Origin of the sequence: Lysinibacillus sp. BS3 (genome assembly GCF_039614735.1) — a bacterium.
In the GTDB taxonomy this organism is placed as follows: Bacteria; Bacillota; Bacilli; order Bacillales_A; family Planococcaceae; genus Lysinibacillus; species Lysinibacillus capsici.
In genome coordinates, this window is record NZ_CP154860.1 from 2,671,418 (window position 1) to 2,690,000 (window position 18,583).

Sequence of the window (18,583 nt, forward strand, 5' to 3'; positions counted from 1 at the left end):
ATAAATCTTGTCAACTTATTTTTTATAAAAAAATATATATTTTTTTACATATCCGAAAAATTGTTAACAAAAATTTTTACTTTGCAAATACAGGATGCAGTGCATCAGCTAATTTCCCAAACTCTTGAATTGAAAGTGTTTCTCCACGGCGAGTTGGCTCAATATTTGCTAACTCTAATGCCTGTAAAATTTGATCCTTTTGTGCCTTTCCATTAGGTAAACCAGATTGCAGGTTATTATAGATTGTTTTTCTTCGCTGTACGAATGAAGCACGCGTTACAACAAATAAAAAATCCTCATCTATTACTTTTACTGGTGGTTCCTCATGCTTAATAAGGCGAATTACTGCAGAGTCGACGTTAGGTTGCGGCATGAAAACGGTTTTTGGCACTGTCATCGCAATATCTGCTTTCACGTAATATTGTATTGCAATTGATAAAGAACCATATTCTTTCGTCCCTGGCTTAGCTGTTATACGGTCTGCTACCTCTTTCTGCATCATCACAACAAAACCACGGATCGGTAATCGGTCATTGAGTAACTTCAGTAAAATTGGGGTCGTTACATAATACGGTAAATTTGCTACAACCATAATATCATCAATACCTGGCATCTCATCTGCAATTACTTTCTCCACATCTGCCTTAAGTATGTCAGAGTGAATAATAGACACATTATTATATGGACTAAGCGTATCTTCTAGTACAGGTAATAAACGTTGGTCAATTTCAAAGGAAACTACCTTTTTAGCGCTTCTCGCCAAATGCTCAGTTAATGCCCCAATCCCAGGACCAACTTCAATTGCGCCACTATTCTCAGTTAAATTGGCGTGACTCACTATATTTCTTAAAATGTTCGGGTCAATTAAGAAGTTTTGACCTAAACTTTTTTTAAATGAAAAACCATACTTTTTTAATATTTCTTGTGTTCGAATTGGTGTAGCAATATCCTTATGCATCATTTTCCTCCTGATCTAACTGTGCGATAGCCGCACCAAATTGCTCCTCTGTAATCTGAAACATTTTCAATCTTTTATGAAGTTGTTTACCATTTGTAGCACCTATATTTAAAATTTCCCCTAGTCTATCACGACGCTGCTTTGATTGTGGATGTCCAATTAAACGAGCAGTCATTAAATCTTCCAGTGTAATTACCGCTTCGTTTAGCAACTCATGTGTAGGGGTATAGACATGTTGTAGTGCTTCACGTATATCCTCATCAGCAGCATGCTCAATCCCTAACCCTTTACCGTTTTTAGCGATCGTTTTCGCTTTTGGTAAAAAGGCATGCTTCACCCCTTTTACACGCTCCTCGATAATGGCGCGTATTCGACGTCCTGGATAGTCTGGATCAGTAAATACGATAACTCCACGTTTTTCTTGGGCGTGCTGAATTCGCTTTAACGTTTCTTCAGAAATTGCAGATCCATTCGTTTCTATAGTATCTGCTTGTACAGCACGTTTAATAGCTGTCGTATCATCTTTTCCTTCAACAACAATAATTTCTTTAATTTGCAAAAAGGCTCCTCTTTTCTATCTACCTTATCTTCTGACCATTTTACAACTGCTCTATACGATTTGTACAGGAATACAAGGTTCAGATGAGCTTATCTTATTCAACTTTCTCTCTACATACCTACAACATCATTTGCTAAAAAAATAATAAAGAAGCCTTCCCGCCAGTCAAAACAGGAAAGCTCCATTTGTGAAAAACATTTTGATTAATTTTACAATTTTTTTAATTTAATACTTTAACGCGCACTTTCTTACGTCCCCAGTTACGTGCTTGGGCATCTGTTTGTACAAGTATGTCAATCTTATTACCCTTAATTGACCCACCAGTATCCCCAGCTATAGCAGTTCCATAGCCTTCTACCCAAACCTTTGATCCTAACTTAATAACAGAAGGGTCAACTGCGATCACCTTCAAGCCAGAATTTGAACGTAGGTTTATACCAGTTGCTGATGTACCAGTACAACCGTTGCAATATGGTGTATATGCTGTTGCCGTTACATAAAATTCTTTTCCGTTAGTAGGCTCTGCTGAACCACGTGACACAGTTGCTGCACTTGCAACAATTGTTTTTGTGCCTACAGCAACCACTTGTTTCTTCGGCTCTTTTAAAACTTTCTCAGATTGTAGGTTTTTTGCCACAACCTTACCGTTTTCTTTGACAACCTCATACGTACGAGAAATCGAACCCTTCTCGCCCGTTGCTACTACTTTTTGTTTCCCCTTTTGCAATGAAGCATCCTGCTTCTTTTCAACTGCGAAATCTAAAGAGTCTTCCACTACATCGATAACCTTTTCTACGCGAACTACTGTGATTTTACTCTCCGGAGTAATAACGTTCTCCAGGTTATTTTCGACACGATCGAATTCATTTAGCTGAATTCCTTGTTGTTTTAAAAAGTTAGCGACCGTAGTCGAAGTGGACCATACTTGTCTTTTATTTACGCCATCGACAAGCGCTACTTGAAACGCTTTTTGAATATCGATTTTGTTTTCTGCTCCTAGTTCAGTATCTAGACCTTGCGCTAAAGAGTCATGTTCAGATACTTTAATATTTGCTTCCTTCAAAATGTCCTTCACAAGTGTTTCAGTTGTCCAAACTTTTGACTGATTTCCATCAACTGAAATAGTTACTTCTTTTGCCTGTTCCCATGTAATTGCTAATCCATTAACAATTTTGGTGTTCAGAGAGGGTGAAATTTTGTCATGCTCTGCTATATCTATATTTTGATTTTGTAATAATTGTTCTACAGTTTTGGCATGTGTTGATACTTCGATTGTTTCTCCATTTGCTTCAAGCTTAACGGATTTTTTCGTACCTTGGTAAAGCACGAAAGAGATTACAGACACAAACAGGACAAGTGAGATAATTCTTATCACTGTTTGCTTACTCCTCAATGATCCTAAGAACAAGTTTTTCATGGAATTATTTGACATGAAAAAACGCCTCCTTAATACAAGGTTGGATTATACGGACTAGTTTTGGCACTGTCAACCCGAAAGTATTTCTCTGAAAATTGACTTCTTGTTTTTTGCCAACCACAAACCCTGTATTGGAGGCATCTAAGCTAGTTAATTGTCAATCCCAAAAAAATTTTTCGCATTGGCTGTAGTTGCTTGTGCAATTTCCTCAATTGTCAACCCTTTCAAACGTGCGATTTCCTCAGCAACTAAAGGCACGAAAGCGGGTTCATTGCGCTTACCTCGATGTGGATGTGGAGCTAAATAAGGAGCGTCTGTTTCAATCATCAAATGCTCAAGAGCTATTTCTGTAGCTACTTCCTTTGGTAGACGTGCATTTTTAAATGTCACTGGTCCCCCAAGACTAATCATAAAATTCATTGCTATACATTCACGCGCTGTTTCTACACTTCCACTAAAGCAGTGCATAACACCCCCTACGGATGCAGCATTTTCTTCACGTAAAATTTGTACAACATCACCTGTTGCATCCCTATTATGAATAACGATTGGTAAATTGATCTTTTGAGCTAATTGAATTTGCTTGCGAAAAAGTTCCTGTTGAACGTCTTTTGGAGACTTATCCCAATAGTAGTCCAATCCCGTTTCACCAATGCCAACTATTTTTGGATGTGAAGCTAATTGCTCAATCCACTCTAAATCTTGTTGAGTACAATCAATAGCGTCTACTGGATGCCAGCCAATGACACCGTAAACAAAATCATATTGCTCTATTAATTGCATTGTTCTCTCAATGGTTTTACGGTCGAAACCAATAACTACCATTCGTTCTACTTTAGCTTCAAGAGCTCTATCAATCACTTCTTGAAGATCTTCCTCATACTGATCTGCGTTTAAATGTACGTGTGTATCTATAAACATCTTCATTCTCCTAACATTGATTTTATTAAAATTTATTATTTCATATTTTTCGTGATCATTACAATTTCATTACAAACTATTCGACATTGTGACATTCCACTTAATCGACATTACCACAAGTAGTTCTTCGGGCCCATAAAACCAAGTTTTTCACGCATCGTAAATTATATCAAAATAATTTAATCCCGATTTCTCTAACAGATTTGAAAAGCCTGCTGAATAATTCATATTCAGCAGGCCTTCCTTAAGTTCATTACTTTACTTTTGCACCATTTTCAAGTTTAGGATCAACTGATGCTAATTTTAAATTTCCATCTTTCTCACCAGCTAAAATCATTCCTTGTGATATTTCACCACGTAATTTTACTGGTTTTAAATTTGCTACGACAATCACTTTTTGACCTATTAAATCATCTGGTGTATAAAATTTCGCTATACCTGAAACTACTTGACGTTGCTCATATCCTAGATCAACTTGTAGCTTTAATAATTTATCTGCTTTCGGAACAGTTTCACATGCAGTCACAGTAGCTACACGCAAATCAACTTTCATAAAATCATCAATAGTAATTTCAGGAATTTCTGGATTTTCTTCAGTTTTTGCTACCTTTTTAATTTCTTCATCCTGTGGTGTTTTCACAGACCCACGCATTTCCTCACGAATATAAGTAATCTCAACCTCATTTTCTAAGCGTGGGAAAATCGGTATCCCTTTTTCTACCACTTTAATGTTTGCTGGAATAGTATTGCCGAATGTTGCAATTGTATCCCATGCTAAGAATTTGTCATCTAATCCTAACTGATCGATCATACGTTTAGGAGTTGTTGTCATAAATGGTTGCAACATGACAGCGATTTGGTGTAAGCTTTCTGCCAAATTTCGCATAACTGCACCTAATTTTGGCTTGTCTGACTCTTCCTTTGCTAACACCCATGGTTGTGTCTCATCTATATACTTATTTGTGCGTGAAACAAGCGTCCATAAGTCAGCAAGAACGACACTAAATTGCATTTTTTCCATACTTTCTTCATATTTAATACGTACCGACTCAGCTTGCTCTTTTAAAGCTGCATCAAATTCTGTCGGTTGAAGATTTTCTGTCGGAATAATACCTTCAAAATATTTATTAATCATTGAAATTGTACGATTTAATAAGTTCCCTAAATCATTAGCCAGATCAAAGTTTGTACGTTCAATAAATGATTCTGGTGAAAATACCCCATCAGAGCCAAATGGTAATTCTCGTAATAGGAAATAACGTGTCGCATCTAGACCATAACGCTCGATTAACATTTCAGGATAAATTACATTGCCTTTTGATTTAGACATTTTACCGTCTTTCATCATAATAAAACCATGAGCAAATACCTTTTTCGGCAATGGCAAATCTAATGCCATTAAGAAGATTGGCCAATAAATCGTGTGGAAACGAACAATATCCTTGCCAACTACATGTACATCTGCTGGCCAATATTTATTGAATAATGATTCATCTTCTGATAGATAACCTAAGGCTGTAATATAATTCGTTAATGCATCAACCCATACATAAATAACATGCTTTGGATCTCCTGGTACTTTAATTCCCCAGTCGAAGGATGTTCTTGATACCGATAAATCCTCTAGCCCTGGTTTAATGAAGTTGTTAATCATTTCATTTTTTCGTGATTCTGGCTCAATGAATTCAAGGTTCTCTTCATAATAAGCTAATAAACGATCTGCATATTTCTTCATATTAAAGAAGTACGATTCTTCTTTAACCTTATGCACCGGACGACCACAATCAGGACAGTTCCCGTCAACTAGTTGAGTCTCAGTAAAGAATGATTCACACGGTGTACAGTACCAGCCTTCATATTCACCTTTATAGATATCACCATTATCTAAAAACTTTTGGAAAATCTTTTCGACAGCTTTCGTATGTCGATCCTGCGTTGTTTGAATAAAGTCATCATAAGAAATATCCATTAAACCCCAAAGTTTTTTCGCAGCATCGGCAATTTCATTTACATAATCTTGAGGATGTTTACCCGCTTCAGCTGCTTTTTCTTGAATTTTTTGGCCATGTTCGTCCATTCCTGTTAAAAAGCGTACATCATAACCTTTTAAACGTTTATAGCGTGCAATAGTATCAGATGCTACTGTTGTATATGCCGTACCAATATGAAATTTCCCACTTGGATAGTAAATGGGTGTTGTTATATAGAATGTTTTTTGTTGTTCACTCACAAGAACTGCCTCCATTGTTTTACAATATACTTTCTATTCTAACGAAGTACGAAATTCGTTTCAATGAAAGTTTATTAAACGCGAAAATTGTCGAATAATATATTTAATCCATTAAATGACTTAAATAAGAACCTTTTTTACTATTAACAAAAATATTTATTAAAAACCTTTTAAAAAAATTAAAATACCTGCATTCTTCTCAAAAATTTTTTTTAAAAACCATAATATTAGTGCATTAATTAATTGACGTTTATGGCATTACTTGGTATGATAACTATCAGACAAAGAAATAATGTCGAAATTTGACGAAATACCAATATAACTTTTATAAATTAGGAGGAAATCTATTATGAAATCAACAGGGATTGTTCGTAAAGTCGATGAGTTAGGTCGTGTAGTAATTCCTATCGAGTTACGCCGTACGCTAGGTATTGCTGAAAAGGACGCTTTAGAAATCTATGTGGATGATGATAAAATCATCTTAAAAAAATATATGCCTAATATGACATGTGCTGTTACTGGTGAAGTTTCAGATGATAACTTCCGTCTAGTTGGAGGCAAATTAATTTTAAGTCCAGAAGGCGCAGAAATGTTAGTTAAAGAAATTCAATCTAACTTAAAAAAATAATTAGTTTCTCACCTAAATCAAAACAGTGATTTAGGTGTTTCTGTTTATTAATATAACCAATTTCTTAACCCCTTATAATGTCCATGTCAGACCTTTCTATTTAAGGTTACTATTATTTACAATTATTATCAATTTAAAATTGTGTCTCAAAATTATTACTTTTCAACTTTTAAGTTTCGAGTCATTAACTAAATAAAAATAAAGAGCTACCCTAATAAGGTAACTCTTTACTATTATTCACTATGATATTCATTATAAACATCTCGCTTTGCCACTTGCCTTAACTTAGCTACTTCTTTAATGGCTTCTTTTGAAGATACATTCGATTGATTGATAATGAAATCAACATGTTCAACAATGGACATGTTTTGCCAATAGGCTTCTTCATGATCTTCCTCTTCTACACAGCTATTGCCTTCAAGAACAATACAAAACTCTCCTCGTATTTCTTCAGTTTGTGACCATTCTACAGCTTCAGACAAAGTACCTCGTAAAAACTCTTCAAACTTCTTTGTCAGCTCTCGAGCTAAAACAATACGACGTTCCCCGAGTATAGCTTCCATATCTTTTAATGTATCCTTTAAGCGATGTGGTGCCTCATATAGTAAAATCGTTTCTTGGCGTTTTTTTAATTGTTCTAATTGCTGGCGACGTTCCTTTTTTCCGCGATTCAAAAATCCATAAAAGAAAAATGGCTGTGGCGATAACCCAGATGCAATTAATGCTGAAATTGCTGCATTAGGCCCTGGCACTGGTACAACAGAAAAGTTTTGGGCAATTGCTTTTTCCACTATATCTGCACCTGGATCAGAAATACAAGGTAAACCTGCATCACTTACTAATGCAATTGTTTTTCCTTCTTGTAGTAATGTTAATAATTTTTCTCCACCTACGGCTATATTATGCTCATGGTAGCTGATTAGTGGTGTGTCAATCTCAAAGTAGTTACAAAGCTTTTTGGTGTTTCTAGTATCTTCTGCAGCGATAATATCTGCTTCTTTTAAAATGCGAAGTGCACGCACACTCATATCCTCTAAATTACCAATAGGTGTTCCTACCAGATATAAACAACCTGTCTGATCGTGTATTGTACTTTTTTGTGATTTCACGATTCACCCCTCCTTATATAATTAATTTTCTGTGTTCTTGTTAATTGCTTAAAGGCATATTCAGCACGCATTGCTTCTTGCTTTGTCTCGAATATTTCTTTGTAAATACATTTCACTGGACCTCTAGCTCTTGTATATTTTGCTCCTTTACCAGCGTTATGTACAGCAACACGTTTTTCTATATTATTTGTATACCCTGCATAAAGAGTTTGATCAGCACACTCTAACACATAAAAGTAGTGATTATTGCTCTTTTCCATAAAGAATTTCTCTCACTTCTGTCGTGTATTCATTATTGGCATCATAAACATACAACGGCGGCAGAATTTTTAAATCAGGCTTTCCATCTTTTATTCCTTCTATTAATAATGTATTAGCCTCTTTCCCTTCTTTCGGATAAATGAGCTGCATCCGTTTAGGCTCTAAGCGATTTGCTCGCATAGCTGTCACAATATCTAATAATCGCCCAGGTCGGTGAACAAATGCGGCCTTGCCCCCTTGCTTTAATAATTTACTTGCGGATTGAATCGCTTCTTCCAATGTTAAATACAATTCATGGCGTGCAATGGCATGATGCTCACTAAGATTTTTATCACTCGCTTCATGTGCTAAAAAATAGGGTGGATTACAGGTAACCACATCATACTTTTCAATGCCAAGTTGTTTTGGTATTTCTTTAACATCTCCAAGAATCATTTGAATTTGCTGTTCTAGCTGATTGTAACGGATACTTCTCTCTGCCATCTCAAATAAACGTGGCTGAATTTCTACGCCTGTTATCTGTCCCTTTGTACGTGCGCTTAAAAAAAGTGGAATCACACCATTTCCTGAGCATAAATCAACGATTTTTCCCTTATGATAAGGAATACTGACAAATTTCGAAAGCAATACTGCATCTAATGAGAACGAAAAGACAGAGGGACTTTGAATAATACGTAAATTCTCAGCCAACAAATAATCTAACCGCTCGTCACCTTTTAGCCATTTTTCCATGCTTACTCCTCCTACGCTACAAAACAAAAGACTGACACCACCGTAGCGGGAATCAGCCTTTTATTACACATTTTGTTTATTTAAAAATGATAGACAGAACAGACAATCCTCACCCTTACGTGAACTTCCAAAATGAACATGGCAAACATGGAAGCCCTCTTGGTAGAGGCGAGCTAAGTTATCATATCCCTCACCAATATCTAGCGGACTCTCTTTCTTTACTTCAGCAGCTTGTACGGAGTTTGTATTAGAAAGTAGTTCTTCTAGACGTGTACGTAGGTGATGATTTTCTGTTTCAAGCGCCTTATGCTCTTCCATCATTAACGCTACAAATTGTTTCAATGCACCAAATTGCTCCTGCATTGCTTCGAGCTGTTGTTCGAACTCCATAACGGTATCTAAGAAATTACGGTCCTTCACCCAAGCCACCTCGTTAAATTCTCTATCTTAAATAAGATTTTTTTCGCATGCTAGCAGTTCTTCTAGTGTATACTCAACTGTGCGTTCCTGCTCATGTAAATATACTTGAATAAGTCTTTCCAGCACATTTAGCCCTACTACTTTCCCACGGCCATCTGGTGTCATTGTTATCTCACCAACATCTGGCATGCCCTCTTTTGCTTCTTCATATTCATCATTTTCATACTTTAAGCAACACATTAAACGTCCACAAAGGCCAGATATTTTTGAAGGATTTAATGATAGGTTTTGATCTTTAGCCATTTTAATCGAAACGGGCTCAAAATCACCCAAAAATGTGGAACAACAAAGCATTCTACCACATGGACCGATACCACCTAAAAGCTTGGCTTCATCACGCACACCAATTTGACGAAGTTCAATACGTGTTCTAAAAACCGAGGCTAAATCTTTTACTAGATCCCTAAAATCAACTCGTCCTTCAGCTGTAAAGTAAAAAATAATTTTATTACGATCAAATGTATATTCAACATCTACAAGTTTCATTTCTAAATTATGCTCTATAATTTTAGTACTAGCGAGCTCAAATGCACGCTTTGATTCCGCTGCATTTTCCTCTACTTGTATACGATCACGATCATCTGCTGGTCTAAGTACTTGTTTTAGTGGTAATACAACATCATTATCACCCACAACTTTTTGAGGGACAACTACTTTTCCATACTCTACACCGCGGGCTGTCTCTACAATAACATATTGACTATCCTCTAGTAGAAATGATGCCGGATCAAAATAATATATTTTACCCGCCTTTTTAAAGCGGACTCCTACTACATTATACAAATGTATATCCCTCCTGCAGATTTAGCATTAACTGCTCCATCAATAACGTCCTATTCATGTTACGCTGTAAAGAGGCGCGTGCTTGTAAAATAGATTCCATCTGATTTGATAATCTTTCATAAGTGGAATATAACGCAACTTCTTTAAATAGTGGTAACATGTCTGGATAAGTACAAGCTGCCTCGGGATTAGCTTTTATTGACACTATATCACGGTAAGCAAATAGTAGTAAATCCAATGCTTGCTCCATCTCGCTTTTTTCTTTAAAGTGAGGCAACCACTCTTCATGCACAATAAGCAATGCTTCATGTACATTTTGCCGAATGGCCTCTACTAATTTTAACACTGTTTTTCGAGCGAGTGCAAACTGCTCATCATTTGCTAAAAATATCGCTGTTTCGAGCTCATTTGTCATCATGCTTACTGTTGAGGCCATTGAATGTGAAATATTATTTTCCTGTAAATGCTTCAACAAAACATGACGTGGCATTTTTTGAAATTTGATATGTTGACAACGAGAACGGATAGTTGGAAGAATTGACTGCATTTGCTCAGTTAGTAATATGGCAGTTACTTCTCCTTCTGGCTCCTCTAAAAATTTAAGTATCATATTTGCAGAGGCTGTATTAAGACGGTCTGCATGATGAAGCACATAAATCTTACGTCCTTCTTCTACACCCACCATTTTCATTTCTCCGATGAGTTCTCGCATCTGATCAATTTTTATGAATTGACCATCTGGATAAATTTGATGAATATTTGGATGATTTCCCGAATCTACACGTTTGCAATTTCGACATGTTTCACATGGAACATTTCCACTTGGTTGCTCACATAACATTAATTTGACAAAAAAGTGCATAATATCTGCCTTGCCTGTCCCTTTTTCGCCATCAAAAATATATGCATGTGCTAATCTATTCTTGTCAAATATTGTTTGAAGCTGCTTCATTACGACTGGTTGCAGTGTGAGTAGCTCTTCAACATTCTTGGCCATACATTTAAATTCCTTCCTGTCTCTACAACAAAAGGTGATACTTTCTTGCACTCTTGTAAAGATTACAGTTGTTTACTTTATGGCGAGTAGCCACATCAACATTTGAAAAAAGCCCGCGCCTAAATGAGAACGAGACACGGGTTTTACATATATAAATTAATTAGTAAGCCTTTAATTTCACCGATTTTATCAAGAAGATCTATTGCTTCTTTTTCTTCGTCTAAGAGATCCTGTGCAAGCTCGACAAGACGTGTATCAATGGTTTCAATGATTTTCAGACGTCTTCCTTCACCAAAACGATTCCAGGTATGTGATTGTTTTAACTCCATACCATGTTCTACTGTCTCTTGTAGAAATCGTTTAACAAGCATTTTAAACCTAGCAAGTTCTCGTAAATTACGTGATCTAGCTACTCGGTCCCCTGCAGTAGATATATCTCCTAACAAACGCGTGAGTTGTTCTGTTTGCAGCTTATTACCTTGCTTGACGACCATATCTCCAAATCGGTTATTTTGATTATTATTTTGTAGTGGCTCTTTGCGATTTGTATTTAACCCGACACGTATATCTTGATTAATCTTCAAGCTGGTTTCGCCCCCACAATTTTCATCTATTTCTCCTACGCATAATCGATTTTAAATAAAATGTTTAATAGTAACAAATAATCAATGATTTAGCTTCGGAGGCTACTTTTTAAAAATGATGGAATTGTTCAATCGGTAAAACAAATACGGTAGCTCCTCCCACCTCTACCTCCACAGGGTAAGGTATATAGGAATCAGCATTTCCTCCTAACGGAGAAACGGGTGCAACCATTTGCTCTCTTGCCCGACAATTATCCCGAATAATATCTAAAAGTTTGGGTATGAGAGAGTCTTCAGTTCCTATAAGAAATGTCGTATTTCCTGAACGTAAAAATCCTCCTGTGCTCGCTAATTTAGTTGCGCGAAACTGATTTTTCGTTAAAGCATTTGATAAGCGGCTGCTATCCTGATCTTGCACTACAGCTACGACTAACTTCATTCGCACTCACCCCTTTTATAAAATTCGCCTAGATAGATTTCAATTCTATACTTAATCTTAGTTCATCTGTTGAACTAGAGGAACATCATCATGTTGATACAAAAACTCTATAAGAAAGTTTTAAAAAAGACATCTACAAGGTTCCCTAAACACATAATGTATCTTACACGAAGGTGTGTCTGACCTAATAGGTACTTCGACAAATGTTGCCCTCCTAGTGAAGATAAATTAATGGATAGTATCATTATATCACATTGTTGTAGACAACTTCATGCATTTACTGCATTGCTTCCAATAATAATAACCATACATCTTCAACAACATTTTTAATATCTTGATCTGCATTGACTACACGTATTCGCTCTGGGTACTGCTCTACTAATTGTAAATATCCTTCACGTACCTTCTGATGAAACGGCAAGCTTTCAACATCTAAGCGGTTTACTTCTCGATTGCCAGTTGCATGAATACGCGCTAAGCCAACCTCTGGAGCAAGATCAAATAGTATGGTCACGTCAGGTAATTTCTTCCCAATAGCAAATTCATTAATAGAAAGCACCTCATTAACACCTATACCTCTTGCATATCCTTGATAAGCTAAAGAGGAATCGATAAAACGGTCACATATCACTAACTTCCCTGCATCTAAGGCAGGACGTACTTTCTCAAAATAATGCTGGCTTCTTGCTGCAGCATATAACAATGCTTCTGTTCGTTCATCCATAGCAGTATGTGCAGGATTCAAAATAATCGTTCTTATTTTTTCTGCAATCTCAATTCCACCTGGTTCTCTTGTTGCTAGAACTTCAATATTAATTTTTTTTAATCGCTCTGCTATCATTTGAATGACCGTTGTTTTTCCTGCTCCCTCTGGTCCTTCAAATGTAATAAATAAATTGCTATTCATGCTGTTATTGCCTCCAACTATTTAATAACCTGAATCTTTTTTTCTGCTAAACGATGATTCCCCTGGAATGTTGCACCTGCTGCTAGTAGCTCTTCCAATTGACTTAACTTAGCTACTGTTATTCTTTCTCCTGGTACTAATAATGGTATACCAGGTGGATAAGGAATGATCATATTCGCTGAAATTCGCCCCATTGTACGCATATATGGTAACCATTCTTTCTTTAATGATGCAACCTCATTAAAGGTATATATAGGCTCAGTAATCGGGACAAAATGATAGGCTGTTTGAGAAGCCGTTATGCTATCTGTTTTAGCTGTGTTTAATAGCGTTGTTATGGCCTCTTTTATACGAACCCTGATTTCAGCAAATGGGTAGGTATGTCCCTGCTTCAGCAAAGGTAACACAAATAAAACCTGATTGGCATCTGCAAGTTCCCCATATACATGCTTTGCCTCTAATGCCTCCTGTAATTGAAAGCCACTATAACCATTAACACGTAGCAATACTTTAAGTGGATCATCTACTTCAATTACTTCTAATGATCCAATTGCTCGTAATGCATCTACCCATTGATTCTTTTTTTCTATTATATATGCCCCATCACTCTCCATATATGTCTGTACATAATAGCGAGCATCATCTAATGATGCTAATAATAAGTAAGATGGACTACTAGATTGTAACATGCGTAAGTAATGATGTATTTTGTCAGCCTCTATCAATTCCGACTTAACATGCATAAAAGAGGCCATCGTCATAGCAGGTAAAGTTTTATGAGCTGATTGAACAACAACGTCTGCACCAAGTGTCAATGCGGATGGCTGAAATAGCGTACATGCATTAAAATGAGCGCCATGTGCTTCATCCACCAATACAGGTATTCCCTTCTCATGACAATAAGCAATTTGTTGCTGTATTTCATTCGAAGTCATCCCATAATAAGTAGGATATGTTAACACTACTGCTTTCGCCTCTGAATAATTTTCTACGGCTTCTTTTAAATCTCTATAAGTTACATGTGTCGCCGACATTGTCCGTTCATCCCACAGCGGCGACACAAAAATTGGCTTAGCCCCAACAAGTTCAATAGCATGGAAAATTGATTTATGTGCATTACGCTGAACTATAATGGTATCGTCTTTGTTACAAGTAGCATAAATCATTGCTAAATTTCCAACAGTAGACCCTCCTACCAAAAAGAAACTCTTCGTTGCTCCATATGTATCTGCCAATAAATTCTCGGCTTCTAATATCATTTCCTCAGGGTAATGTAGATCATCTAATCCAGATAATTCAGTTACATCATAACGCATAACATCTTTAAATGCTTGCGGAAGGTGAGACAGTTCACCATGCTTATGACCTGGGACATGAAAAGAAATATTTTGTTGCTGTCGAAAACGTTCTAACCCTTCTATAATTGGTTTTTTCTTATGCAAAACATACACCCATTTTCGTTAGATTCTCCTTTAATTATACGAAATTATAAGGAGAGAAAAAAGCTATCCCTCCGCATGGTAATCCACTTTTTATTTAGTAACAAACCTTTTCATCAAAGTTAATCACAGCTTGATGTCATTATCGTTGACGCCTCACTCAAAAAAAGAGTCATCTATACCTAAACCATCATTTTTGTAGCAATAAGAGTTGCTTATTAAAATAAAACCGATTATTGCTGTTATCTGTAATAATCGGTTCACCACTTATTTTCATATAACTAGTCTTGTAATGCTTGAATGGCCATTGCTTCCACTAATTGCTCAATCAACCCAGGTACAAAATTATCTAATACTGGATTCATCATTCCTGCTAAAAATCCACTTGCTTTCATTGTTAAATTACCAGTCAGTTGTGGTGATTCATTTTGATTTTGTATGATTTCAAAAGAACCATTACCATTTATAGGATCAGATAAACCCACTAAATCAAACTGTATTTGATGAGCATCTGAATTGTTTACTTTAAGTTTTACTTTAACAGCTTTCTGAATTATACCAAAGTCTCCTTGGAAGACCCAGATCATATCGTCTTCATTTAGTAATTCGTGATGTAAGTAACCTGGTATTAAAACAGCCCATTGTTCCTTATTATGAATAAAACCCTCTAATTTATTTTTCTGTATATTGATTACCTTACTATATTGTCCTGTTGCCATTCCATTGCACCCCTTTGAATATTTTGATCACTCTATTAAACTTTAACATTTTCTAGATTTCAAAACATACAAAAAAACCACTGATTTCTCAGTGGTTACTTTTCTGCCTAGCGACGTCCTACTCTCACAGGGGGAAGCCCCCAACTACCATCGGCGCTAAAGAGCTTAACTTCCGTGTTCGGTATGGGAACGGGTGTGACCTCTTTGCCATCATCACTAGACTTTTTATTTAATTGAAAGATTTATTCTTTCAAAACTGGATAAACGGTGCATTGAATGTTTCAAACTTTTTTGGTTAAGTCCTCGATCGATTAGTATTCGTCAGCTCCATGTGTCACCACACTTCCACCTCGAACCTATCTACCTCATCGTCTTTGAGGGATCTTACTTACTTGCGTAATGGGAAATCTCATCTTGAGGGGGGCTTCATGCTTAGATGCTTTCAGCACTTATCCCGTCCACACATAGCTACCCAGCGATGCCTTTGGCAAGACAACTGGTACACCAGCGGTGTGTCCATCCCGGTCCTCTCGTACTAAGGACAGCTCCTCTCAAATTTCCTACGCCCACGACGGATAGGGACCGAACTGTCTCACGACGTTCTGAACCCAGCTCGCGTACCGCTTTAATGGGCGAACAGCCCAACCCTTGGGACCGACTACAGCCCCAGGATGCGATGAGCCGACATCGAGGTGCCAAACCTCCCCGTCGATGTGGACTCTTGGGGGAGATAAGCCTGTTATCCCCGGGGTAGCTTTTATCCGTTGAGCGATGGCCCTTCCATGCGGAACCACCGGATCACTAAGCCCGTCTTTCGACCCTGCTCGACTTGTAGGTCTCGCAGTCAAGCTCCCTTGTGCCTTTACACTCTACGAATGATTTCCAACCATTCTGAGGGAACCTTTGGGCGCCTCCGTTACCTTTTAGGAGGCGACCGCCCCAGTCAAACTGTCCGCCTGACACTGTCTCCTGCCCCGCTAAGGGGCATGGGTTAGAATTTCAATACAACCAGGGTAGTATCCCACCGACGCCTCCTTCGAAGCTGGCGCTCCGAGATCTCTGGCTCCTACCTATCCTGTACAAGTTGTACCAAAATTCAATATCAGGCTACAGTAAAGCTCCACGGGGTCTTTCCGTCCTGTCGCGGGTAACCTGCATCTTCACAGGTACTATAATTTCACCGAGTCTCTCGTTGAGACAGTGCCCAGATCGTTACGCCTTTCGTGCGGGTCGGAACTTACCCGACAAGGAATTTCGCTACCTTAGGACCGTTATAGTTACGGCCGCCGTTTACTGGGGCTTCAATTCGCAGCTTCGCTTGCGCTAACCACTCCTCTTAACCTTCCAGCACCGGGCAGGCGTCAGCCCCTATACGTCACCTTACGGTTTTGCAGAGACCTGTGTTTTTGCTAAACAGTCGCCTGGGCCTATTCACTGCGGCTCTCATGCGCTTGCACGCTCAAGAGCACCCCTTCTCCCGAAGTTACGGGGTCATTTTGCCGAGTTCCTTAACGAGAGTTCTCTCGCACACCTTAGGATTCTCTCCTCGACTACCTGTGTCGGTTTGCGGTACGGGCACCTCTCACCTCGATAGAGGCTTTTCTTGGCAGTGTGAAATCAGGAACTTCGTCCATACGGACTCGCCATCACAGCTCAACGTTACAGTGTGCGGATTTGCCTACACACACGCCTTACTGCTTGGACGCGCACAACCAACGGCGCGCTTACCCTATCCTACTGCGTCCCCCCATTTCTCAAACGGTGAGGAGGTGGTACAGGAATATCAACCTGTTGTCCATCGCCTACGCCTATCGGCCTCGGCTTAGGTCCCGACTAACCCTGAGCGGACGAGCCTTCCTCAGGAAACCTTAGTCATACGGTGGACGGGATTCTCACCCGTCTTTCGCTACTCATACCGGCATTCTCACTTCTAAGCGCTCCACCAGTCCTTCCGATCTGACTTCAACGCACTTAGAACGCTCTCCTACCACTGACATCGTAGATGTCAATCCACAGCTTCGGTGAATCGTTTAGCCCCGATACATTTTCGGCGCAGCGTCACTCGACCAGTGAGCTATTACGCACTCTTTAAATGATGGCTGCTTCTAAGCCAACATCCTGGTTGTCTGTGCAACGCCACATCCTTTTCCACTTAACGATTACTTTGGGACCTTAGCTGGTGGTCTGGGCTGTTTCCCTTTTGACTACGGATCTTATCACTCGCAGTCTGACTCCCGTGTATAAATATCTGGCATTCGGAGTTTGTCTGAATTCGGTAAACCGGGATGGCCCCCTAGTCCAAACAGTGCTCTACCTCCAGTATTCTCATCACGAGGCTAGCCCTAAAGCTATTTCGGAGAGAACCAGCTATCTCCAAGTTCGATTGGAATTTCTCCGCTACCCACACCTCATCCCCGCACTTTTCAACGTGCGTGGGTTCGGGCCTCCAGTAAGTGTTACCTCACCTTCACCCTGGACATGGGTAGATCACCTGGTTTCGGGTCTACGACCACGTACTACTTCGCCCTATTCAGACTCGCTTTCGCTGCGGCTCCGCCTTCTAAAGCTTAACCTTGCACGTAATCGTAACTCGCCGGTTCATTCTACAAAAGGCACGCTATCACCCATTAACGGGCTCTAACTACTTGTAGGCACACGGTTTCAGGATCTCTTTCACTCCCCTTCCGGGGTGCTTTTCACCTTTCCCTCACGGTACTGGTTCACTATCGGTCACTAGGTAGTATTTAGCCTTGGGAGATGGTCCTCCCGGATTCCGACGGAATTTCACGTGTTCCGCCGTACTCAGGATCCACTCAGGAGAGAACGAACTTTCGACTACAGGGCTTTTACCTGCTCTGGCGGACCTTTCCAAGTCGCTTCATCTAACTCGCTCTTTTGTAACTCCGTATAGAGTGTCCTACAACCCCAAGAGGCAAGCCTCTTGGTTTGGGCTCTTCCCGTTTCGCTCGCCGCTACTCAGGGAATCGATTTTTCTTTCTCTTCCTCCAGGTACTTAGATGTTTCAGTTCCCTGGGTCTGCCTTCAAGACGCTATGTATTCACGTCAAGATACTACGCGATTAAACGTAGTGGGTTCCCCCATTCGGAAATCTCCGGATCAAAGCTCACTTACAGCTCCCCGAAGCATATCGGTGTTAGTGCCGTCCTTCTTCGGCTCCTAGTGCCAAGGCATTCGCCGTGCGCCCTTAATAACTTAACCAAGTTATTAAGCCTATAAAAAACTTAAAAAAATAAATGTGTTTGTTACAATTTCAATGTCGTTTTATCCAGTTTTCAAAGAACAAGTTTTGAAGTGTTTCATTCAAATAGAATGAACCTTCAAAACTGAACGCAAAACGTAATCTTACAAACCCAAGGTTTGTATTCCGAAATAATCCTTAGAAAGGAGGTGATCCAGCCG

General features: G+C 38.8%; 17 protein-coding genes and 3 rRNA genes (1 of these 20 only partly in view). 1 reads left to right on the forward strand and 19 read right to left on the reverse strand.

Annotated features, from left to right (window positions below; all coding sequences use genetic code 11):
• Positions 1-76 precede the first annotated feature (76 nt).
• The 5 genes from rsmA to metG form a co-directional block, all read right to left on the reverse strand.
• Positions 77-958, reverse strand: coding sequence for a 16S rRNA (adenine(1518)-N(6)/adenine(1519)-N(6))-dimethyltransferase RsmA (rsmA, locus tag AAJG31_RS13140; RefSeq protein WP_048395444.1), 882 nt, complete (start codon positions 956-958; stop codon positions 77-79).
• A complete protein-coding gene (gene rnmV, locus AAJG31_RS13145; protein WP_048395443.1) occupies positions 951-1,517 on the reverse strand; it encodes a ribonuclease M5 in 567 nt (188 codons plus the stop codon). Before rnmV ends, rsmA begins: the two co-directional genes overlap by 8 nt.
• A 220-nt stretch (positions 1,518-1,737) precedes the next feature.
• Complete coding sequence (locus AAJG31_RS13150; RefSeq protein WP_048395441.1) at positions 1,738-2,949, reverse strand: G5 and 3D domain-containing protein; 1,212 nt, start codon at positions 2,947-2,949, stop codon at positions 1,738-1,740.
• Positions 2,950-3,084: 135 nt separating this feature from the next.
• Entirely contained in the window at positions 3,085-3,855 is a 771-nt protein-coding gene (locus tag AAJG31_RS13155) for a TatD family hydrolase (RefSeq protein WP_048395439.1), read from the reverse strand.
• Between the two features lie 253 nt (positions 3,856-4,108).
• Entirely contained in the window at positions 4,109-6,085 is a 1,977-nt protein-coding gene (gene metG / locus AAJG31_RS13160; protein ID WP_279493562.1) for a methionine--tRNA ligase, read from the reverse strand.
• A 349-nt stretch (positions 6,086-6,434) separates the two neighbouring features.
• Between metG and AAJG31_RS13165 the strand changes: the two genes are divergently transcribed.
• Positions 6,435-6,713, forward strand: coding sequence for an AbrB/MazE/SpoVT family DNA-binding domain-containing protein (locus tag AAJG31_RS13165; protein ID WP_004229214.1), 279 nt, complete (start codon positions 6,435-6,437; stop codon positions 6,711-6,713).
• A 233-nt stretch (positions 6,714-6,946) separates the two neighbouring features.
• On the opposite strand, the gene rsmI is transcribed toward AAJG31_RS13165, so the two are convergent.
• The 14 genes from rsmI to AAJG31_RS13235 all read right to left on the reverse strand — a co-directional run.
• A complete protein-coding gene (gene rsmI, locus AAJG31_RS13170; protein WP_048395435.1) occupies positions 6,947-7,822 on the reverse strand; it encodes a 16S rRNA (cytidine(1402)-2'-O)-methyltransferase in 876 nt (291 codons plus the stop codon).
• Positions 7,819-8,082 (reverse strand): GIY-YIG nuclease family protein, encoded by a 264-nt coding sequence (locus AAJG31_RS13175; RefSeq protein WP_004229219.1) that lies wholly within the window; start codon positions 8,080-8,082, stop codon positions 7,819-7,821. The genes rsmI and AAJG31_RS13175 overlap by 4 nt, the downstream gene beginning before the upstream one ends.
• Positions 8,066-8,815 (reverse strand): tRNA1(Val) (adenine(37)-N6)-methyltransferase, encoded by a 750-nt coding sequence (locus AAJG31_RS13180; RefSeq protein ID WP_054548597.1) that lies wholly within the window; start codon positions 8,813-8,815, stop codon positions 8,066-8,068. Before AAJG31_RS13180 ends, AAJG31_RS13175 begins: the two co-directional genes overlap by 17 nt.
• Positions 8,816-8,878: 63 nt before the next feature.
• On the reverse strand, positions 8,879-9,235 hold the full coding sequence (yabA, locus tag AAJG31_RS13185) for a DNA replication initiation control protein YabA (protein ID WP_004229222.1): 357 nt from the start codon (positions 9,233-9,235) through the stop codon (positions 8,879-8,881).
• Positions 9,236-9,262: 27 nt separating this feature from the next.
• Positions 9,263-10,078, reverse strand: coding sequence for a stage 0 sporulation family protein (locus AAJG31_RS13190; RefSeq protein ID WP_048395431.1), 816 nt, complete (start codon positions 10,076-10,078; stop codon positions 9,263-9,265).
• Complete coding sequence (gene holB, locus AAJG31_RS13195; RefSeq protein WP_048395429.1) at positions 10,071-11,075, reverse strand: DNA polymerase III subunit delta'; 1,005 nt, start codon at positions 11,073-11,075, stop codon at positions 10,071-10,073. Before holB ends, AAJG31_RS13190 begins: the two co-directional genes overlap by 8 nt.
• A 143-nt stretch (positions 11,076-11,218) precedes the next feature.
• Complete coding sequence (locus tag AAJG31_RS13200; protein ID WP_004229228.1) at positions 11,219-11,659, reverse strand: YaaR family protein; 441 nt, start codon at positions 11,657-11,659, stop codon at positions 11,219-11,221.
• Between the two features lie 109 nt (positions 11,660-11,768).
• Positions 11,769-12,098, reverse strand: a complete 330-nt coding sequence (locus AAJG31_RS13205; RefSeq protein ID WP_004229230.1) for a cyclic-di-AMP receptor — start codon at positions 12,096-12,098, stop codon at positions 11,769-11,771.
• Positions 12,099-12,375: 277 nt separating this feature from the next.
• Complete coding sequence (tmk, locus tag AAJG31_RS13210) at positions 12,376-13,005, reverse strand: dTMP kinase (RefSeq protein ID WP_279493560.1); 630 nt, start codon at positions 13,003-13,005, stop codon at positions 12,376-12,378.
• A gap of 17 nt (positions 13,006-13,022) precedes the next feature.
• The gene (locus AAJG31_RS13215) at positions 13,023-14,456 is read right to left on the reverse strand and encodes an aminotransferase class I/II-fold pyridoxal phosphate-dependent enzyme (RefSeq protein WP_066038153.1); all 1,434 of its coding nucleotides are present in this window, start codon (positions 14,454-14,456) and stop codon (positions 13,023-13,025) included.
• A 269-nt stretch (positions 14,457-14,725) separates the two neighbouring features.
• A complete protein-coding gene (locus AAJG31_RS13220; protein WP_066038152.1) occupies positions 14,726-15,163 on the reverse strand; it encodes an SRPBCC domain-containing protein in 438 nt (145 codons plus the stop codon).
• Positions 15,164-15,268: 105 nt separating this feature from the next.
• Positions 15,269-15,384 (reverse strand): 5S ribosomal RNA (gene rrf, locus AAJG31_RS13225).
• A gap of 70 nt (positions 15,385-15,454) precedes the next feature.
• A 23S ribosomal RNA gene (locus tag AAJG31_RS13230) occupies positions 15,455-18,382 on the reverse strand.
• Between the two features lie 182 nt (positions 18,383-18,564).
• A 16S ribosomal RNA gene (locus AAJG31_RS13235) occupies positions 18,565-18,583 on the reverse strand; it runs 1,533 nt beyond the window's last position.
• Together the 16S, 23S and 5S rRNA genes form the textbook arrangement of a ribosomal RNA operon.

Coding starts and splice junctions, on each gene's coding strand:
- AAJG31_RS13175 (WP_004229219.1), bottom strand. CDS start 8,082: ATGGAAAAGAGCAATAATCACTACTTTTATGTGTTAGAGTGTGCTGAT.
- AAJG31_RS13150 (WP_048395441.1), bottom strand. CDS start 2,949: ATGTCAAATAATTCCATGAAAAACTTGTTCTTAGGATCATTGAGGAGT.
- tmk (WP_279493560.1), bottom strand. CDS start 13,005: ATGAATAGCAATTTATTTATTACATTTGAAGGACCAGAGGGAGCAGGA.
- AAJG31_RS13180 (WP_054548597.1), bottom strand. CDS start 8,815: ATGGAAAAATGGCTAAAAGGTGACGAGCGGTTAGATTATTTGTTGGCT.
- AAJG31_RS13165 (WP_004229214.1), top strand. CDS start 6,435: ATGAAATCAACAGGGATTGTTCGTAAAGTCGATGAGTTAGGTCGTGTA.
- rsmA (WP_048395444.1), bottom strand. CDS start 958: ATGCATAAGGATATTGCTACACCAATTCGAACACAAGAAATATTAAAA.
- AAJG31_RS13220 (WP_066038152.1), bottom strand. CDS start 15,163: ATGGCAACAGGACAATATAGTAAGGTAATCAATATACAGAAAAATAAA.
- holB (WP_048395429.1), bottom strand. CDS start 11,075: ATGGCCAAGAATGTTGAAGAGCTACTCACACTGCAACCAGTCGTAATG.
- AAJG31_RS13155 (WP_048395439.1), bottom strand. CDS start 3,855: ATGTTTATAGATACACACGTACATTTAAACGCAGATCAGTATGAGGAA.
- AAJG31_RS13205 (WP_004229230.1), bottom strand. CDS start 12,098: ATGAAGTTAGTCGTAGCTGTAGTGCAAGATCAGGATAGCAGCCGCTTA.